General features: G+C 60.5%; 17 protein-coding genes. 14 read left to right on the forward strand and 3 right to left on the reverse strand.

Going from position 1 to position 19,608, the window contains the following annotated elements:
* Positions 1-99 precede the first annotated feature (99 nt).
* Positions 100-2,202, reverse strand: coding sequence for a TonB-dependent receptor family protein (locus HX793_RS08060; RefSeq protein ID WP_177094639.1), 2,103 nt, complete (start codon positions 2,200-2,202; stop codon positions 100-102).
* A gap of 201 nt (positions 2,203-2,403) precedes the next feature.
* On the opposite strand from HX793_RS08060, the gene HX793_RS08065 reads away from it, so the two are divergent.
* The 8 genes from HX793_RS08065 to HX793_RS08100 all read left to right on the forward strand — a co-directional run bounded on the left by HX793_RS08065 (position 2,404) and on the right by HX793_RS08100 (position 10,963).
* Positions 2,404-2,760, forward strand: a complete 357-nt coding sequence (locus HX793_RS08065) for a YceK/YidQ family lipoprotein (RefSeq protein ID WP_177094641.1) — start codon at positions 2,404-2,406, stop codon at positions 2,758-2,760.
* 142 nt (positions 2,761-2,902) lie between these two features.
* On the forward strand, positions 2,903-4,660 hold the full coding sequence (locus tag HX793_RS08070) for a carbamoyltransferase family protein (protein ID WP_095014437.1): 1,758 nt from the start codon (positions 2,903-2,905) through the stop codon (positions 4,658-4,660).
* On the forward strand, positions 4,644-5,774 hold the full coding sequence (locus tag HX793_RS08075) for a glycosyltransferase (RefSeq protein WP_177051578.1): 1,131 nt from the start codon (positions 4,644-4,646) through the stop codon (positions 5,772-5,774). The genes HX793_RS08070 and HX793_RS08075 overlap by 17 nt, the downstream gene beginning before the upstream one ends.
* A complete protein-coding gene (locus HX793_RS08080; protein WP_016975601.1) occupies positions 5,774-6,670 on the forward strand; it encodes a GNAT family N-acetyltransferase in 897 nt (298 codons plus the stop codon). Before HX793_RS08075 ends, HX793_RS08080 begins: the two co-directional genes overlap by 1 nt.
* Positions 6,667-8,052: a PIG-L deacetylase family protein gene (locus tag HX793_RS08085; protein ID WP_177051576.1), complete on the forward strand. Its 1,386-nt coding sequence runs from the start codon at positions 6,667-6,669 to the stop codon at positions 8,050-8,052. Before HX793_RS08080 ends, HX793_RS08085 begins: the two co-directional genes overlap by 4 nt.
* Positions 8,052-9,008 (forward strand): glycosyltransferase family protein, encoded by a 957-nt coding sequence (locus HX793_RS08090; RefSeq protein WP_016975603.1) that lies wholly within the window; start codon positions 8,052-8,054, stop codon positions 9,006-9,008. The genes HX793_RS08085 and HX793_RS08090 overlap by 1 nt, the downstream gene beginning before the upstream one ends.
* Before the next feature lie 51 nt (positions 9,009-9,059).
* Positions 9,060-9,821 carry a glycosyltransferase family 2 protein gene (locus HX793_RS08095; RefSeq protein WP_177051574.1) on the forward strand — a complete coding sequence of 254 codons (762 nt, stop codon included), beginning with the start codon at positions 9,060-9,062 and terminating at the stop codon, positions 9,819-9,821.
* 56 nt (positions 9,822-9,877) lie between these two features.
* Entirely contained in the window at positions 9,878-10,963 is a 1,086-nt protein-coding gene (locus HX793_RS08100) for a glycosyltransferase (RefSeq protein ID WP_025999679.1), read from the forward strand.
* Here HX793_RS08100 and HX793_RS08105 read toward each other — a convergent pair.
* A complete protein-coding gene (locus HX793_RS08105; protein WP_256348273.1) occupies positions 10,952-11,518 on the reverse strand; it encodes a BUD32 family EKC/KEOPS complex subunit in 567 nt (188 codons plus the stop codon). The genes HX793_RS08100 and HX793_RS08105 overlap by 12 nt on opposite strands.
* 148 nt (positions 11,519-11,666) lie before the next feature.
* Here HX793_RS08105 and HX793_RS08110 point away from each other — a divergent pair, with 148 nt between their 5' ends.
* From HX793_RS08110 to pgnE, 6 genes are all read left to right on the forward strand, one after another.
* Complete coding sequence (locus tag HX793_RS08110) at positions 11,667-12,845, forward strand: O-antigen ligase family protein (protein ID WP_016975607.1); 1,179 nt, start codon at positions 11,667-11,669, stop codon at positions 12,843-12,845.
* 9 nt (positions 12,846-12,854) lie between these two features.
* Positions 12,855-14,663: a lipid A export permease/ATP-binding protein MsbA gene (gene msbA, locus HX793_RS08115; protein WP_016975608.1), complete on the forward strand. Its 1,809-nt coding sequence runs from the start codon at positions 12,855-12,857 to the stop codon at positions 14,661-14,663.
* A gap of 152 nt (positions 14,664-14,815) precedes the next feature.
* Entirely contained in the window at positions 14,816-15,520 is a 705-nt protein-coding gene (locus tag HX793_RS08120) for a sulfotransferase family 2 domain-containing protein (protein ID WP_016975609.1), read from the forward strand.
* Positions 15,513-16,121, forward strand: a complete 609-nt coding sequence (cysC, locus tag HX793_RS08125) for an adenylyl-sulfate kinase (RefSeq protein ID WP_177051568.1) — start codon at positions 15,513-15,515, stop codon at positions 16,119-16,121. The genes HX793_RS08120 and cysC overlap by 8 nt, the downstream gene beginning before the upstream one ends.
* A gap of 103 nt (positions 16,122-16,224) precedes the next feature.
* Positions 16,225-17,649, forward strand: coding sequence for a bifunctional D-glycero-beta-D-manno-heptose-7-phosphate kinase/D-glycero-beta-D-manno-heptose 1-phosphate adenylyltransferase HldE (gene hldE, locus HX793_RS08130; protein WP_177051566.1), 1,425 nt, complete (start codon positions 16,225-16,227; stop codon positions 17,647-17,649).
* Positions 17,642-18,568, forward strand: coding sequence for a UDP-N-acetylglucosamine epimerase PgnE (gene pgnE / locus HX793_RS08135; protein ID WP_177051564.1), 927 nt, complete (start codon positions 17,642-17,644; stop codon positions 18,566-18,568). Before hldE ends, pgnE begins: the two co-directional genes overlap by 8 nt.
* Positions 18,569-18,615: 47 nt before the next feature.
* On the opposite strand, the gene HX793_RS08140 is transcribed toward pgnE, so the two are convergent.
* Entirely contained in the window at positions 18,616-19,575 is a 960-nt protein-coding gene (locus HX793_RS08140; protein WP_177051563.1) for a metal ABC transporter ATPase, read from the reverse strand.
* Between the last annotated feature and the right edge of the window lie 33 nt (positions 19,576-19,608).

A 19,608-nucleotide genomic window follows, 5' to 3' on the forward strand; every position in this document is an offset into this window, starting at 1 on the left:
GCGGGCTTGCCCGCGAATAGGGTGTGTCAGTGAGTACATTTTTTGCTGACCTAACGCATTCGCAGGCAAGCCAGCTCCCACATGAGCCTTGTGGTGGTTTTAGAATTGGTACTCGGCACCAGCACCGGCGTACCACGAGCGCCCTGGCGCCGCTTCGTAGTAGCGGAAGTTGCCATCGCCGACGATCACCGAGCCGACGTACTGGCGGTCCAGCAGGTTATCCAGGCGCAGGGTCTGGTGGAAGGTCCAGTGTTCGACTTTCTGCTCGAAGCGTGCGCGCCAGTTGAAGACGCTGTAGGCCGGCGCGGCACGTTGGCTGTTGGTGTCTTCGACATAGACCTTGCTGCGGTACAGGCCTTCGATGGCGGTGCTGACCCAGTCGCGGGGTTTCCAGTTCAGCTCGGCGAACAGCGTGGTTTGCGGCACGCCGGGCAGGTAGTTGCCTTTCTCAATAGTTTTTCCGCTGTTGTTGAAATCACTGTCGTAGGTGGCTTGCAGGCGGGTGTAGGCGAGGCTGGTGCTCCAGTGTTCGCTGAGTTGGCTTTCGATGCCCAGTTCGAAGCCGCGACGCAGGGTGCGGCCGGCGTTTTGGTAAGTGGTGCGACCGCCACTGGATTCGCTGACCACCAATTCGTCTTCGGTAGTGATCTGGAATACTGCCGCATTGACGCGTGTGTCCTGGCCGACGCGGGCTTTCAAGCCCACTTCATATTGTGTGCTGACCGATGGCTTGAGCGCGAAGTTGAAACCGTTTGAGCTGCTCGAATACGCCGATTCTGCTTGCGTCGGGGTCTCGAAGCCTTTGCCCGCGCTCACATATCCATGCAAGTCAGGCGTGAACGCATACATCACGCTGACCGAAGGCGTGTTCTTCTGGTAGGTCTTGCTGCCGCTGTCGTCGCCGTCGGTGCTGGTGACGAAGTGATCGGCTACGTCCATCTTCATGGTGCTGTGGCGCAGGCCGGCTTGCAGGGTCCAGTCGCCCAGCAGCCAGTTGGCCTGCACGAACGGGTCCAGGCTGGTGGCGGTGTCGATTTCGTCGCGGCCAAGAGCGCCTTTTACGCCGTGTACGCCGTTGGAGGTGTTGGAATAACCTTGGCGATCATCCTCGCTGCGGTCGTAGTCGATGCCTGCGATAAGGGTCAGGTCGCCGGGGGCACTGGTGATCGGTTGTAGCCAATGGACGGAGCCGCCATAGAACTTGCGGTCGAAGGCGACCACGCCACCGCGTGCGTTGGCGGGGTTGGGCTTGTTGTTGATCTTGTCAGGAATCGACAGGTACTGAATCACACTCCGCCGCCCTGTATACGCATTCACCTGCAACGTCGCATCACCGATGTAACGTTCGTAATTCATCCCCAATTGCTGATGATCGATACTTTTTCGCGTGTTGTAGGTCAGTGCATTGGCACTCACCGAGCGTGGATCAGCTTTGTACGCGGCCCACGTCTGCCCAAGTGGATCCTGCGTGCCGTTTTGTTCCAGGCTGCTGTAGATCAGCGCGAGCTTGCTGTCGTCATCCGGCTGGACGTTGAGCTTGGCAAACGTCTGGTCACGGCGCGCACTGCTGTGGTCGCGGTAGCCGTCGGTGTCCATGCGCGAAGCGTCGAGCACGAAGCCTGCGCCATTCGCTGCGCCCTCGGCGGTCAGGTGGTTCTTGTTCAAACCGTCGCTGCCCACCAGGGTTTCCGCGCCGATCCGCGGCGGACCTTCACCGTCGCGGGAGAACATCTGGATCACGCCGCCAGCATTGCTGCCATACAAGGTGGCCGCAGGGCCGCGCAACACTTCGATGCGTTCGGCGGTGTCGAGGTTGAACGTGGCTGCCTGGCCCTGGCCATCCGGGGTGCTGGCGGGGATGCCGTCGGCGATCAGCTTGATGCCGCGCACGCCAAACGCCGAGCGCGCGCCGAAGCCGCGGGAGGAAATCTGCAGGTCCTGGGCATAGTTCTGGCGGTTCTGCACCACCAGGCCAGGCACGCGGGACAGCGCTTCGGAGGCGTTGATGCCCAATTGACCGTCGCTGATCTGCTCGCGGCTAATGCTGTCGACCGAGTAGGGCAGGTCGAAGGTCGGGCTGGCGCTGCGTGAGCCGGTGACCACGCTGGGGTCGAGGATCAACGGGGCATCGTCAGCCGGTGCCGCCTCGCTCAAGGCGAGCAGGCCGGGCAGCAACAAGGTGAAACGGGTGAAGGTTTTCATCGGTCAGCCAGAATCCATGGCGCGTCGTATAGGAGGTAAACGCGCAAAGGGGCGCGAGTTTAGTGACTCGGGCGATTTTTATCATTTAGGAATCGTCTTACGCTGCCAATCGGTACTGTCACACTGGGCCATCAACCTTTGCGATGTTAGCGTGGCAGGCCTTGGCAATGACAATGGCTGATGGATCAAACGGAGGGGGTCATGAGGATTGGGTCGAAAGTCGTGTGGCTAGCGCTGTGTTTCTTGCTCGCCGGTTGCGGAACCATCAACACGGTCTTCCGTCCCGACGCCGTCGCCAGTCAGAACCTCAAAGACTCGCGAAGCCACTGCGAGAACGTTCCGCGCATCTACAGCGGGGTGATCTATGGTTTTTGCACGCTCAATGGCGAACCTGCGCCCGACAAGAGTTTGAAAGACGTGAACCTGATGGACCATGGCGGGAGCATGCTACCCGTTGTCGCGGTCGAGTTTGTCGCCTCCGGCGTGCTCGACACCCTGGTGCTGCCCTACACCATTTATCGTCAAAGCCGGGACGGCAGCATCGAGATCTTCCGCTAATCCCTCTTGCCACTTGCTGCTAACAGCTCCCCTCTGCTTTTAAGCTATAATCCCGCCCTTTAGCTGTTTCCCGCCCGAGCGGGAAACACACTTTTTTCAGGCGCACCCCGCCTGCATGCAGACTAAAAGAGGCTAGACCCCTGTGGCATTGACGATTCTTGGCCTGTCCGGCGCCCTTAGCCATGATCCTTCCGCAGCCTTGTACATTGACGGCAAGCTGATCGCGGCCGCCGAAGAAGAGCGCTTCGTACGCGACAAACATGCAAAGAACCGCATGCCCTACGAATCGGCGAAGTTCTGCCTGGAACAAGCCGGCATCAAGCCTTCCGACGTTGACGTGGTGGCGATTCCGTTCGCCCCGATCAGCCTGTTCGGCGAGGCGCGCTGGCACTACGCCAAGCGTTACTGGTACGCCCCGGACCGCGCCCTTGACGCGATCCTGATGGGCAACCGTCGCTACAAGCGCTATCGCAACAAGATCGTCTGGTGCCTGGAGCAACTGGGCTTCGATCCGAAGAAAATCAAGATCGAACCGGTTGAACACCACCTGGCCCACGCGTCCAGCGCCTACCACTGCTCCGGCTTCCAGGAGAAAACCGCGATCCTTGGCATCGACGGTAAGGGTGAGTACGCCACCACGTTCTTCGGCTACGGCGAAAACGGCAAGATCCACAAGATCAAGGAATTCTTTGACCCGGACTCCCTCGGCGGCCTGTACGGCGCAATCACCGAGTTCCTCGGTTTCGAGATGCTCGACGGTGAGTTCAAGGTCATGGGCATGGCGCCGTATGGCGATGCCAGCAAATACGACTTTTCGCGCCTGGCCTCCTTTGAAAATGGCGAGTTGGTGATCAACACCGAGTACGCCAACGTCATCGGCCTGCGTCGCTATAAAGAGAAAGGCAAGGGCTTCTACTTCTCGCCAAAGCTGATCGAGTGGCTGGGGCCGAAGCGTGAAGGCGATATCGCCGACGAGCCATACATCCACTACGCCGCCAGCATGCAAGCGCTGTTCGAGAAGCTGGCGCTGCAGATGATCGACCACTACCTGGGCGACATCCTGAAAGACACCGGCAAGCTGGCCTTCGCCGGCGGCTGCGCTCTGAACGTCAAACTGAACCAGAAGATCATTGCCCGCGACGATGTGAAGGAGCTGTTCGTTCAGCCAGCGTCCGGTGATGCCGGCACGGCTGTCGGCGCGGCAGCTTATGTGTCCCACGCCCGTGGTGTGCCGGTGGAGAAGATGGAACACGTCTACCTCGGCCCGTCCTACAGCAACGAAGACGTGATTGCGGCGTGCGCCAAGCACGAAAGCAAGCCCGTGTGGCGCAAGATCGACAACATGCCGCAACGCATTGCCAAGATCATGGTCGACGGCAATCCGGTGGCCTGGTTCCAGGGCCGCATGGAGTTTGGCCCGCGTGCCCTCGGCGGTCGTTCGATCATCGGGTGCCCAAGCGCGACCGGCGTGGCTGACCGCATCAACCACCAGATCAAGTTCCGCGAGCGCTGGAGGCCTTTCTGCCCGTCGATGCTCGACACCGTGGCCCCACAGATGATCAAGGTCGACCACCCGGCGCCGTTCATGACCTTCACCTTTGAAGTGGCGGAAGAGTGGAAGACCCGCGTGCCGGAAGTGGTCCATGAAGATGGCACCTCCCGCGCCCAGGTGCTCAAGCGCGAATACAACCCGCGCTACTACGACATGATGAAAGAGCTGGAAGTGCTGACCGGCAACGGCGTGTCGCTGAACACCTCGCTCAACCGTCGTGGCGAAGCGATGATCTGCTCGCCGAAAGACGCGCTGGACATGTTCTTCGGCTCTGACCTGCAATACCTGATCATGGAAGACATCCTGGTCGTCAAAGACGGCGTGGACCCTTATGACACGGTCGGCTGAACGCCACGTCCTGCAGTTCTGCCACGGCTATGACGGGCCGTTCCTTGATTGTGCCCGTCAGTACGCCAGCCTGTTCGCGGGCTCCGGTTACAAGGTGACCACGGTGTTTCTCACCGGGGTCGCCGACCCTGAAGTGGCGGCGGGTTGCGCCAGTGATGAGGTGTTGTTCATGGAGTTCAGCTCAAAGGCCGTTCGTGGCCTCAAGCTGGGCGCCATCGCCGAGATGCGCAAGATTGCCGCCTCGCGCAATTTCAGTTTCTGCATCGCGCACCGCGCCAAGCCCATCTATGTCGCGTTGCTCGCCACGCGGTTGCAGGTGATCGGTGTGCACCATGCCTTCGGTGACTACCAGCGCCGTGGCCGTCGCCTGTTCGCGTCGATCTTCCGCAAGCGCCTGAGCCTGCTGGGGGTTTCCGACGCCGTGCGCGATGACATCCGCCGCTGCCTGCCGAGTTGGCCGGCGGTGCGTATCCAGACCTTGTACAACCGCATCGATGTGGAAGCCCTGCAAGCCCAACAGGTTTCCAGGGATGACGCGCGGGATGCTCTTGGGCTGTCTCCGGATGAATGGGTGGTCGGCAATGTCGGCCGCCTGCACCCGGACAAGGACCAGGCCACGCTGCTCAAGGGCTTCGCCCTGGCCTTGCCACAGTTGCCCGCCGAAAGCCGCCTGACGATTCTCGGTACTGGTCGCCTGGAGCAGGACCTCAAGGAACTGGCCCGCGAACTGGGGATTGCCGACAAGGTGCTGTTCCTCGGCCAAGTGCCGGATGCGCGCCGCTATTTCCGCGCGTTTGATGTATTTGCGCTGAGTTCCGACCACGAACCCTTCGGCATGGTACTGCTGGAAGCCATGGCTGCTGGTGTACCGCTGCTGGCTACCGCGTGTGGTGGTGCGCGGGAAGTGGTCGAAGGTGTTGGCATCCTGTTTCCTTTCGGTGACGCCGAGCACCTGGCCCAAGGGCTGGGGCACCTGGCCGCGATGGATCAACAGCAACAACGCCAGTGCGCCGAGATGATGCTGGAGCGCCTGCACGCACGGTTCTCGGACCAGGCGGTGCGCGACGCTTTCTGGCAACTGCCGCATGTTATTGAACTGACCGCGAGGGCTTGATGCTCAATCGATTCCAAGGCTGGCGCGAGCGCGGCTGGTCCGTCGTCGATGCACCGGCCTACAGCGAGGCCTGGCAGCGTTTTGGCGGCAGCGTCGCGACGCACCCGCAGGTCATCGAGCGCCTGGCCGGCTTGGCACAGATTCCAGTGCGTTACCTGGCCTGGGAGCAGGCCGGTGAACTCAAGGCGTGCATTGCCACCTGGGGGCGCGACTTGGCGCTGTCCAAGGACGTGCTCAAGCGTAGCGGCAAGAAAGGCTTGTTCGACCTGGGCAACGCCGAAGTGATCCTGCCGGCCGCCGCCGATGCGCAGGCGCCTTTGAGGCAGCGTGCACGCTACCTGTCGACGTTGAACGAAGGCCGCTTTATCGGCCTCAAGCCCCAGGCCGAGCAGTTGGCCATGGCACGCACGCCGGAAGAGCTGTCGAAGAAGTTTCGCTACAACCAGCGCCGCGAACTGCGTTTGCTGGAGGAGGCGGGCGGCGTAGTGCGGCCTGTCGGTGAGTTTTCCAGCGGTGAGCTGGCGGCCATCTACTGTGACCTGTTCCTGCGCCGCTGGGGTTTCACCGCCACGGGTGCCGAGCGCCTGGCCGAAGTGATCGAGCTGATGCGCGAGTGGTTGATCGGCTCAGTGATCTTTCTGAATGACGCGCCCATCGCGATTCAGTTGGTGTACCGCGTCGAGTCTCCGGAATGGATCAGCGTGGAGTACGTCAACGGCGGGGTCGATCCTGAAACCCGTGCCTTCAGCCCTGGCAGCGTTTTGAGCTTTCTCAATACCCAAAGTGCCTGGGAGCAGGCGCGCGAAGTCGGCAAGCCGTTGCGCTTCTCCTTTGGCCGGGCCGACCGTGAGTACAAGGACCGTTGGTGCAACCCCGTGCAGGTATTCAGCGTATGAGTCGTAAGCAGCAATTGCTCAAGCGCCACCGGCGTAACAAGCGCACGGCGCTGATGATGGGTGTGTTGTTGCTGGTGTTGGTCGGCATTCTGGTGGCCTGGTGGCTACCCTTGCTGTTGGCGGTCCTGGCCTGGATCGCTCATGAAGCGTGGTTTGCCGACCATCTGTTCTATGCCCCCAACGAAGATTACCAATACCGTTTTGCGGCGGATGCCGAGCTGCTGGGCGTGCGCCTGGAAAATGGGTGCTTGCTACTGGAGCAGTCGGTAGACGCGCAGGCCACACTGGTGCTGGGGATCAAGGTCAAAAGCACGTGGCTGGGGCGCTTTTTTGACCCAAGCGTCGAGCTGGCGGGCGACCGGCAAACATTTGAGCGTGGCGTCAACGGCATGCGTTACCTGAATCTCAGTGGTTTGGCGCTGAGCGGGTTGCAGTTGCGCGGTCGGCATTGCCGATTGATCGGCACGCCCCGCCTGTGGGCTTGGTCCCACCCGGACTACCGCGCGCAGCGTGTGATGGTGATCGCGCCCCATGCCGACGATGCCGAATTGGCGGCCTTTGGTCTGTACAGCCAGGCTGAAAAACCCTGGATTGTCACCCTGACCGCAGGCGAAATCGAAGCCGAGCATTATCAGCAGATGGGCCTGGACGCGGTTGAAGCTGCGCGTATCAAAGGGCGCCTGCGCGCCTGGGACAGTATCGCTGTGCCGCTGTGGGCCGGCGTGCCACAGGCGCACTGTGTACAACTGGGGTACTTCTGCCTGCAATTGCAGGCGATGCAAGCCGCGCCGGACCTGCCGTTTGCCTCCCGTGAAGCGCAGATGACAGACATTCGCCCCTTCCGCCAATTCAATCCGTTTCCATTGCCGGCGGACAGCGACGGCTTGCCCACCTGGAACAACCTGTTGGCCGACTTGCGCCAGGTGTTGTTGATGGCGCGCCCGGAAGTGATTGTGTTGCCGCATCCGGTATTGGACCCGCATCCAGACCACATCTGCGCGCAGCACGCTGTTCTGGAAGCCTTGCAAGGCCTTGAGTGGCAGCCGACGGTAATACTGGGCTACGCCAACCATTTGCACGACAACGACCGCTGGCCCATGGGCGACGCGGGCGCTGGCATTGCATTGCCGCCGCTGTTCGACGCGACTGAGGAGCTGCTGCCCTGCAGCCTGCCACTGACGTTGGCGCAGCAGCGTGACAAGGCCATGGCGCTGGGCATGATGCATGACTTGCAACCGCTACCGCCCTTCAAACGCCGTGTCCGGCGTTGGTTGCAGCGACTCTTGGCGGGGCGAGCGCAGTCGCCGTATGGTGAGAACGAATTTTTCCGCAAGGCCGTACGACGGCATGAGTTGTTCTGGCGTTTGGGAAAGGATAAGTAATGAAAGTCTTGTTTCTGGTGCAGAAAGAACAGCGCGCCATCCTGGATCGCTTGTACGAAGGCGTGGCCGAGCACTGCGAATGTGATATTCGCTGGTTGAGCAGCGATGAGCAGCGCAACCTGCGTGCTTACTTTCGGCGTGAGGTCGACGTGACCCGTTACGACCGTATCGTGTTCTTCCTGCGCTTCAAGCAGGAAATCCGCCAAGTCGGGTTTATCCGTACCCTCCCGAACCTGGTGATCCTCGAACACGACGCCTACCAGAACTATATTCCCTGCAAATACACTGGAAAGTTCAGCGCCCATTACCGTCGTTTGCCGTGGGCGCGGGTGATCAGCTCCGGCTTTATGGTGACCGAACGGCTGCGTGCCGAGGGCTTTGACGCGGAGTTCGTGCCAAAGGGCTATGATCAGGCGCTGTTGCAGCCGCAGGAGCGTGTGCGGGATATCGAACTGGCGTTCGTCGGCAGTACCAACAGCGTGGCCTACAGTGGTCGCAAGGCCCTGCTCGATGAACTGGCACAGGTTGAGCCTTTGGTGGTCACGCGCACCAAGTCCGGTGAGGAATACTGCGCAACACTCAACCGGATCCGTTTTTTCGTCAGTGCCGATGTGGGCATGGGCGAGTACATGATCAAGAACTTCGAAGCCATGGCCTGTGGCTGCGTGTTGCTGGCGTTCGATCAGGGCGCTGAGGAGAATGCGGCCCTTGGGTTCGAGGAGATGGTCAATGTGGTGTTCTACAAGGACATCCCACAGTTGCAGGAAAAGCTGGCCATTTTGCGGTCCAATCCACAGTTGGCGGCCGACATTGCGCGTAATGGGCAGGACCTGGTGGTCAACCAGTTCAGTTTTGCCCGTATCGGTCAGCGGATTGTTGAAGTGCTCGAGCCCCCTCTTCGGCCCCGTGCTCCATTGAGTGTGCTGGAAAGGTTGCGTCTGAAGCTGGGCGTTTGATATCGGCCAGATGGCCGCATGTGATGGCTATGTGATATTATCGAGGCTTGAATGCACTTCTCCGATCAAAGCGACATAACGCTCGTAGTGACCAGTTGCGGTCGCTTCGATTTGTTGAAGCGCACGCTCGAGAGCTTCGATCAGTTCAATACGGCAGCGATACGCGAAGTCTTCATTACCGAAGATTCCGGTGATGACGCCGTACGCCTTGCGGTACCAGGGCACTGGCACAATCATTGCACTTTCTTGATCAACCGGCCGAAGCTTGGGCAGTTGGCTTCCATCGACTTGGCCTACGAGTCGGTCAAGACCCCCTACATATTCCATTGCGAGGATGACTGGGCGTTTTATCGGCCCGGCTTTGTCGAGGATTCCAAGACGGTACTGGAACATCGGCCGGATATTTTGCAGGTGTGGTTGCGTAACTACGTCTACGACTTGCAGGTGCACAACCCCTATATTCACCTGGGGCCACGTGAAGTGATTGGCGCAGTGCCGTGTTATCCCCTGCTGTCCGACAAACCTGAGTGGCAGGGGTTTTCGTTGAATCCAGGGTTGCGGCGCATCAAGGAATATCGCTTGTGCGCACCCTATGCGGGGTTCGAGGGTGAGAAGGGATTATCGAAGCGTTACGCGCAACTGAACCTGGAGGCCGTGACTCTGGAAGGTGATGCGGTTTTGCATACCGGTTTCGGTTTGCATGTGACGACGGCAGAAGAGCGCTTGACCAAAGCACGGCGCAAGCGACGCGAGCGGATCAAGCTGGCAGCTATGCTGGTACTGGGTGTCAGTATCGGCTGGTTGATCCATTAAGTGCAGCCAAGTACAGGCGACAAGCCATCACCACGCCGCAAAAGGTCATTTTTTCGATGAGTATCCTCAACATCATGTGGGCCGGTGGTTCTGCATTCGCTTCGGTGCAGAAGGTTCATCAGCAGATACTTTCCCACGCTGTATGCCGTACACCGATCAATACCTGGTTGCTTCAAGGTCGTTCGCAAGAAGGTGAGCCGGCATTGGAGTGGAACCTTTCCTCTGCCCGTCTCAAAGGCCGGTATCTATGGAAGTTGCTGATGCCCTGGATGCGTGCGCGCTTTCGCAAGGCGCTGCCTGAGGATGTAGAAATTGTGCTGCTTGATGGGGTGGGCGTGGCCCGGGTGATCTTACCGGTGCTCAAGCGTTTACCACACGTACGCGCCGTCGTGATATTTCATGGCGTCACACGCATGCGCCGCACGGACCAGAAACTGTTTGAACAGTTTCCGGTGACGCAACTGACCGTGGCGGCCGTCTCGCAAACGCTCGCTCACTCGATCGAGCGTGTTCTGCAACGGCCCGTGACGGTACTGCGCAGTGCGTTCGACCCTGTGGCTTTCCGCGCTGCCACGCTTTCTCGGGAGCAGGCACGCACTCGTCTTGGCCTTCCGTTGGATGGCTCGCCCGTGCTGGGTGCGGTAGGTCGATTGGTCGATGGCAAAGGATTCAGCTGTTTGCTGGAGGCGTTTGCCGGGGTGTCAGTGCATCAACCTGATGCGCGGCTGGTGATTATCGGCGAGGGCGAAGCGAGGGATGCCCTAGAGGCACGTATCGAGCAGCTCGGCTTGCAGGGTAAGGTTTTTCTGCCGGGTCATTTGCCGGACGCGGCAACACTGTACCGGGCCTTTGACTGGGTGGCGATTCCGTCGACACAAGAGGGCTTGGGGTTGATTCTGCAAGAGGCAGTGATGGCCGGCGTGCCCGTACTGACCAGCGAGTTGGCCGTGTTTCGCGAGCAACTGGCGGAAGCCGGCTGGTACGCCCCTTCAGATAATGCACAGGCCTGGGGCCGCCTGATGGAACGCGCCTTCGCGACTTCAGCCCAGGACGTGCTCGACGCTCAGTCGCGGGTGTTGGCGCCGGAGCAAGCCTGGAAAGATTTCAGTGAAACCTCCCAGCGCCTGTTTTCATGCCGCTAGCAAGGCTTGTTCCAGTGCGCGCATTGGAAAGCGTTCGTTCAGCTTCTCGCGCGCAATATAGCGTGCGAAATGCTGCAAGTTGCGCCGCGCGAGTTCCGGGTTAAGCGGTGCGCGTAAAAAACGCATGTCCGCGACGTCGATCAGACCCATTTCGTTATCAGGTGTGACAACGATGTTGCCCAGATGCAGGGAGCGGAAGTAGATTCCCGCACCATGCAGGCGACGGATAAGCGCCACCAACGGGTCGAGGTTCGATTGCCAGTCAAAGCCTTCCTTGTTGGAAATCTGGCGCAGCGTTTCACCTGGCAACGGGCGATACAGCACAGCAGTCATGCCAGGCGCGGCCAGTTGAAAGAATGCGAGTACGGTCAAGGTGGGGATGCCACGTTGTTGTAACTGCGCCACATTGTCGATGAAACGCTTGGAGTAAGGGCGAAACAGCGCCGACGACCACAGGCGCTTGCGGCGAAACAGTTTGAGGATATTCCCGTCAGCCAGCAGGTAGACTTTGGGGCCGTAGCTGTCCTCTTCCAGGATGCGGGCGCCTTCAATCATTGCGTTTAAGTCGGCTTGGGGAAGCCTTGAACATTGCATCGTCGGAAAGCCTTGTAGGAGTCACGGGCACAGTGATCGGTAATAATGCCGAAAGTTTTGGGTTTTAACCATGCCGCGTTGGCGGGGTGGACGTATTCAGGAGCGGGTGATGCAAGCAAGTCGTTGGGCACAGGTATGGATGGTTTTCGGGTTACTGTGGTTTTTGCTGGCGATTGCCTTCGCGCCAACCAACAAGATCTATCAACAAGGGTTGACGTTGTTTCTCTGGCTGCCGGCCATGGTATTTGCCTGGTCGGCGCGTGAGCGGCTCAAAGAAGTGTGGCGGTCACAACGCTGGATCTGCCTGATGATTCTGTTGATGGCGATCTGGGGTGGGATCAGCTTGCTGTGGACCAATGTTGAGGACCCTTCCCGAGAAGCCAAGCGTCTGCTCTACGTTGGCGTCTTCCTGCTGTTTTTTCCGGTACTTGCCGACGGCAGGACCGACCGGATCATTCGCGTGCTGCAGTGGGGTGGCTACGGTCTGGCCCTGTCATCGCTGATTGCAATCATCAAGTTCTATGGTATCGAGCACCGTGAATGGTCTGCGCGCCTCGCGGGGTTGGGGCAACTGTCCCATCCGATTCTTGGCGCGTATGTGATCGGTGTGGCTGCGGTCTGGATGCTGCACTGGCTGCCTCGCGGGCGATGGATGCAAGTGGCTTGGGCTGTCGCGATCGGCTTGCTTGGGCTGTTTGTCGTGTTGAGCCAAAGCCGTGGTGCCGCGGTTGCGTTACTGCTGAGCGTGGTGGCGATGCCACTCTGGTGCCGCGATCGACGCACGGTAGTAACGGCCGCTGGTGCGATTGTGGCAGCAGTGGCTGTGTTCATCGCCATGGAGTCCTTGATGCTGGCCCGTGGTGTCTCCTACCGGCCACAAATCTTCATGGAAGCCCTGCGCATGATCGCCGAACGCCCGTGGACAGGCCTGGGGCTGGGCGGTGACTACAAGGTCTTTACCGAGGGCCAGTACTTTGACCACTCCCACAACCTCTTCACCCACGTGACCATTGAGCTGGGTCTGCCCGGCCTGTTGCTGTGGTGCGCCGTGTGGTTCGGTGTGTTGTGGCAAGCCTGGAAGGCGCGTGGTACCGACCTGGGCAAGGGCATTCTCGGTATATGGGTGTTTTCGTTCCTGGCGATGCAGTTCGACGCTGCCAGCCTGACCGGCACCCCTCGTGCCGAATGGTTCATCACTTGGCTGCCGATCGCCCTGGCCAGTGTCTTGGTCTGGGCTCGGGCCAATCCCGATGCATGTGATAAAGTTCGCGTCCTACCCAATCAGTGAGCTCGACACATGAGTGACGCACCGCCCAAAGCGGACCAGGAATCCAGCCTGAAAATCTATCTCAGGCTGCTGGGCTATGTGAAACCGTACATCGGCATGTTCATGCTGAGTATCGTGGGCTTCGTGATCTTTGCTTCCACCCAGCCGATGCTGGCCGGGATCCTCAAGTACTTCGTGGATGGCTTGAGCAATCCCGACGTGGTGTTCCTGCCCAAGATCCCGTTGTTCAAGGACCTGAAGCTGTTGATGGCCGTGCCATTGCTGATCATCCTGATCGCCGCGTGGCAGGGCCTCGGCTCGTTCCTGGGCAACTACTACCTGGCCAAGGTCTCCCTGGGCCTGGTGCATGACCTGCGGGTCCAGCTCTTCAACAAGCTGCTGGTATTGCCCAACCGTTATTTCGACACGCACAACTCCGGGCACCTGATTTCCCGCATCACCTTCAACGTGACCATGGTCACCGGCGCCGCCACGGATGCGATCAAGGTCGTGATCCGTGAAGGCCTGACGGTGGTGTTCCTGTTCGGCTACCTGCTGTGGATGAACTGGAAGCTGACCCTGGTCATGCTGGCGATCCTGCCGCTGATCGCAATCATGGTGGGCAGCACCAGCAAGAAATTTCGCAAGCAGAGCAAGAAGATCCAAGTGGCGATGGGCGACGTCACTCACGTGGCCTCGGAGACCATCCAGGGCTACCGCGTGGTGCGCAGCTTCGGCGGCGAAAGCTACGAAGAGCGCCGTTTTGCCGCCGCCAGCCAGGGCAACACCGACAAACAGCTACGCATGAACAAGACCGGCGCGGTCTACACGCCGATGCTGCAACTGGTGATCTATACCGCCATGGCGGCACTGATGTTCCTGGTTTTGCTGCTGCGCGGCGACGCCACGGCGGGTGACCTGGTGGCCTATATCACCGCAGCAGGCTTGCTGCCCAAGCCGATCCGGCAACTGTCGGAAGTCAGCTCGACCATTCAGAAAGGCGTCGCCGGTGCCGAAAGCATCTTCGAACAGCTGGATGAAGAGCCGGAAGTCGACAGCGGCACCGTGGAGCGTGACCGCGTCAGCGGTCGCCTCGACGTGCGCAACCTGAGCTTCACCTACCCAGGTGCCGATCGCGAAGTACTGAAGAACATCAGCTTCACCGCTGAGCCTGGGCAGATGATTGCCCTGGTCGGGCGCTCAGGCAGTGGCAAGTCCACGCTGGCCAGCCTGATCCCGCGTTTCTACCACCACGAAACCGGGGAAATCCTGCTGGACGAGGTAGAGATCGAAGATTACCGCCTGCGCAACCTGCGTCGGCACGTGGCCCAGGTGACCCAGCACGTCACGTTGTTCAACGACACGGTGGCCAACAACATCGCCTACGGCGACCTGGCGGATGCACCGCGTGAAGACATCGAGAAAGCCGCCACCGACGCCTATGCCATGGACTTCATCGCCGAGCTGCCAAAAGGCCTGGATACCGAAGTCGGCGAAAACGGCGTGCTGCTCTCCGGTGGTCAGCGCCAGCGTTTGGCTATCGCCCGGGCACTGCTGAAAAATGCACCGCTGCTGATCCTGGATGAGGCGACATCTGCGCTGGATACCGAGTCCGAGCGCCACATTCAGGCCGCTTTGGACAAGGTCATGAAGGGCCGTACCACCCTGGTGATCGCGCACCGACTGTCCACCATCGAGAAAGCCGACATGATTCTGGTGATGGACCACGGTGAAATTGTCGAGCGCGGTACACACGTGGAACTGCTGGCCATGGGCGGCTACTACTCGCGCCTGCATGCCATGGGGCTGGATGAGCCGGTAACGGCCAACATCACCTGATATACCGGGGCGCGCAATGCGCCCCGGTGTTTGTATCAAGCCCCTTACAGGCTTGACCAAAGCCAAATAATTCGCTGCCTATCGTTTGATATGTTGGCCTTCTCGATTCGATTGACGAACGAGAGGGCTAACCTTCTTGTGTGGGTAATGGAATGTTGCAGCGTCTGTTCTGGAAATTGCTTCCCAAGCCCCAACGGGTGTTTCTGCTGGGGCGTTTGTCGGTGGTGGATCGCCAGGCGGTGAACAAATCCCTGTCAGGGGTGACCACGCTTCCGCCTGCTTTCGAGCGTCACAACTGCGTGTTCATCCATGTGCCCAAGTGCGCTGGCAGCAGTGTCTGCTCGGCGCTGCTCGACGGGCGCTGGCCGGGGCATCTGCCGTATTACTGGTACCAGCAGCAATTCCCCGAGCACTGCGAACGCAGTTTCAAGTTCGCCTTCGTGCGCGATCCGTTGGAGCGCGCCTATTCGGCCTACACCTACTTGCGCAGCAATCATATGGGCACCCGTGATTTGCACGCCCAGGCACTGGTGTGCAGCTACCGCGACTTTGATCATTTCGTCGGCAACTGGCTGCATCCGGACAACCTGCACCGGCAACTGCACTTCGCGCCTCAGACCGATTTTCTGATTGATCACATGGGCCGGATGGCCATGGACTTTCTTGGGCGCCAGGAGTCCCTGGAGCAAGACTTCCAGCAGTTGTGCGAGCGCCTTGGCGTGAGCGCTGCCCTGCCACGCCTGAATGTTTCACTGGGTCGACGCAGTGAGCCGGTCAAGGAGTTCTGCACCTTGCGTACGCGCCGCCTGGTCCGGCGAGCCTATCAACGTGATTACGAGGTCTTGGGGTATGAATAGTCAGTCGCTGTCTCAGGGTTCTGCGTCTATCCGCCCCTTCGCCTTGTCGTTGTCGGTGGCCGCACGGGCCGCGCTCAAGCACCAGCAGCCTTGTTGCCTGTGGCTGACGGGGTTGTCCGGGTCCGGTAAGTCGACCCTGGCCAATGCGCTGGAAGTGCAGCTCAACGAACAGGGCCGGCATACCTTCGTGCTCGACGGCGATAACGTGCGCACCGGGTTGTGCAGTGACCTGGGCATGAGCGATGCGGCCCGCAAGGAAAACATCCGGCGTATTGGCGAAGTCGCGCGGCTGATGCTGGACGCGGGATTGATCGTGATCGTTTCGGCGATTTCTCCGTTCAGCGCCGATCGTGCGACCGCCAAGGCGCTGTTCGGGCCGGGACAGTTCTTCGAGGTCTACATCAGCACGCCCATTGATGTGTGCGCACGGCGTGATCCCAAGGGTTTGTACCGCGCGGCGCAGGAAGGGCGCATCAAGGCTTTCACCGGCCTGGACAGCCCTTATGAGGCGCCGGTCCATGCCGACTGCGAAATCAACACCGATGAGGTCGAACTGGTCGACGCAGTGGAGCAGATTCTGGCGACTTTGTTTAAAAAGTGATCAGATGTCCCGCGTGATGCATCCCGGATAAAGCTCTCGAACTAGGCGGCGCTCACCCTGTGCTAATATCGCGCCCCTGTTCATTTTGTATGTGGGATGCTCCATGAAGTTGTCCATGCCGCGATTCGATCAAGCCCCTGTCTTGGTGGTCGGCGATGTCATGCTCGACCGTTACTGGCATGGCGGTACCTCACGGATTTCCCCTGAGGCGCCGGTACCGGTAGTCAAGGTCGAGCAAATCGAAGACCGTCCAGGCGGCGCTGCCAACGTTGCCCTCAATATTGCCGCCCTCGGTGCCCCGGCTTCGCTGGTCGGCGTGACCGGCGACGACGAAGCCGCCGACAGCCTGGCCAACAGCCTGCGCGGTGCCGGCGTGCGCGCGCTGTTCCAGCGCATTGCCCACCAGCCGACCATCGTCAAGCTGCGGGTCATGAGCCGGCACCAGCAACTGCTGCGTATCGATTTCGAAGAACCCTTCGCCACCGACGCCCTCGCCCTCAGTAGCCAGGTCGACCAGTTGCTCGAAGGCGTCAAGGTGCTGGTGTTGTCCGACTACGGCAAAGGCGCCTTGAAGAATCACCAGGAACTGATCCAGGCCGCCAAGGCCAAGGGCATTCCGGTATTGGCCGATCCCAAGGGCAAGGACTTCTCGATTTATCGCGGAGCCAGCCTGATCACGCCGAATCTCAGCGAATTTGAAGCCATCGTCGGCGGTTGCACCGATGAGCACGACTTGGTGACCAAGGGCGCGGCGCTGATGGCCGACCTCGACCTGGGCGCCTTGCTGGTGACCCGTGGCGAGCACGGCATGACCTTGCTGCGTCCCGGCCACCCGGCGATGCACCTGCCGGCACGTGCCCGTGAAGTGTTCGACGTTACCGGCGCCGGTGACACCGTGATCTCCACCCTGGCCGCTTCGATTGCAGCGGGCGAAGAACTGCCCCACGCCGTGGCCCTGGCCAACCTGGCGGCGGGCATTGTGGTGGGCAAATTGGGTACGGCTGCCATCAGCGCGCCTGAATTGCGTCGTGCGATCCAGCGCTCCGAAGGTTCGGAGCGCGGTGTGCTGACCATCGAGCAACTGCTGCTGGCGATTGACGATGCCCGTGCCCATGGCGAAAGCATTGTGTTCACCAATGGCTGCTTCGACATCCTGCACGCGGGTCACGTGACTTACCTGGAGCAAGCGAGCGCCCAGGGCGATCGCCTGATCGTTGCGGTCAACGACGACGCCTCGGTCAGCCGCCTCAAAGGCCCTGGCCGTCCGATCAACAGCGTCGACCGTCGCATGGCGGTGCTGGCTGGCCTGGGTGCGGTGGACTGGGTGATCAGCTTCCCTGAAGCGACCCCGGAAAACCTGCTGGCCCAGGTCAAGCCGGACGTTCTGGTCAAGGGTGGCGACTACTCCGTCGACCAGGTTGTCGGAGCGGATATCGTCAGTGCCTACGGCGGCAAGGTCAAAGTATTGGGTCTGGTCGAGAACAGCTCGACCACGGCCATTGTCGAGAAGATCCGCAACAATGAGTAAGTGGGTCCTGATCACCGGTGGTGCGGGTTTTATCGGCTCGCATCTGGTCGATGCGTTGCTTGCCAAAGGCTACGGCGTGCGGGTGCTGGATAACCTGTCCACCGGCAAGGGCAGCAATTTGCCGCTGGGCAATCCGCGGGTCGAACTGCTGGAAGGTGATGTGGCCGACGCCGATTTAGTGGCTCGTGCCGCTGACGGTGCAACAGCGGTGGTGCACCTGGCCGCAGTGGCCTCGGTGCAGGCCTCGGTGGATGATCCGGTCAGCACGCACCAGAGCAACTTCGTCGGCACCTTGAATGTCTGCGAAGCCATGCGCAAGGCTGGCGTGAAGCGCGTGGTGTATGCCTCCAGCGCGGCGGTCTACGGCAACAATGGCGAAGGCGCATCGATTGACGAAGACACCACCAAGGCGCCGTTGACGCCCTATGCGTCTGACAAGCTGGCGGGTGAGCACTACTTCGACTTCTACCGTCGCCAGCATGGCCTGGAGCCGGTGATCTTCCGCTTCTTCAATATCTTCGGGCCCCGCCAGGACCCGTCATCGCCGTATTCCGGCGTGATCAGCATCTTCAGTGAACGCGCGCAGCAGGGCGTGCCGATTGCCGTGTTTGGCGATGGCGAGCAAACCCGGGACTTCATGTACGTGGAAGATCTGGTGGACGTGTTGGTGCAGGCGATTGAAGCGCCGACCGCGCCGTTGGGCGCCATCAATGTGGGCTGGAACCGCACCACCACCCTCAAGCAGGTGTTGCAGGCGCTGGAAGAGATTGTCGGCAAGTTGCCGGCGGTGGCTTACGGGCCGGCGCGTTCGGGGGATATTCGCCACTCGCGGGCGAACAATCAGCGGTTGTTGGAGAGCTTCACACTACCCGAACCGACCCCTCTGAAGGTTGGCTTGGAGCGCTTGCTCAACGGCTGAACCGCTTCTGTGGCGAGGGAGCAAGCTCCCTCGCCACATGAGTTCGCTCAAGTGCTGCGTTGTTTCTTGGGCACAATCTTGCGCAGTACCCGCTGTGCCAGGCGCTTCAATTTCGACTCTTTCTCCGGCTCCGCCAACCCCTGCTGGCGTAGCCAGTCCTTCCAGCGAATCCGCTCCTCACGCACCAGCCAGCCTTCCTGCTGGGCGAAGCTTTCCGCCAGGTACAAACCCCGTGTACTCGCCGGGTGCAGTTGGTCCTTCCTGACGGTGTACAGCTCGGCCAGGGGCTCGCCGTCTTTGAGCGGCATCAGGTACAGGTCAGGACGCTGGCGGTCCAGGCGTGCCACCAGTTGATCGCCTTCCAGGCGCTCGTCCACATGGAACAGGCTCAGGGACTTGGCTTCCTTGGGCACTTCCAGGCGCAGGTCATAGATCAATTGCAGGGAGGCGGTGGGCAGGTGCACATAAGCGCGTGGGCGCTCGATCAATTGGGTGGTGGCGCAACGTACCGGCCGGGCGGCACCCGAGAGCGGGCTGAGGCGAAAGGGCAGGGCTTCACGGTAATGCAGCGCGGCGGAATAAGGCGCCGGTAGCCAGGTGTCATTGAAGCGTCCGCCCAGCCAGCCTTCCGGCGTCTCCAATAGGCACTCTTCGGCGATTTCCTGGATGGCGGTGTGCAGCGGCAGGTTCAGTTCGTGGGCGGGCACGTAGCCGGAGATCAGCTTGAGCACCACATCGCCACGGTCTTGGCGGCGTTGGCGCACCAACACCCAGTAATCGCGGTTCTGCCAATGCAAGGTCAGGCGTACCGATACGCCGAGGTTGGCCAGTTCCAGGGCGAAACGTTCTGGGTCGGCCACTTCCACCGGTTTGCGCCGTTGCAGGGTCTGGGCAAAGTTGAGCGGCATGCCGACGCTCTGGTAACTCAGGCCTTCGGGGGTGGCTTCGACGTGCAGCGGCAGTGTCTTGAAGTTGCTGGGGTTTTTTCTTATGAGCGTTCGCGGCATGTCGGCTCCTTCTTGCGACGGGGTCGGCCGCGT

Origin of the sequence: Pseudomonas reactans, assembly GCF_013387025.1 — a bacterium.
GTDB classification, from domain to species: Bacteria; Pseudomonadota; Gammaproteobacteria; order Pseudomonadales; family Pseudomonadaceae; genus Aquipseudomonas; species Aquipseudomonas reactans.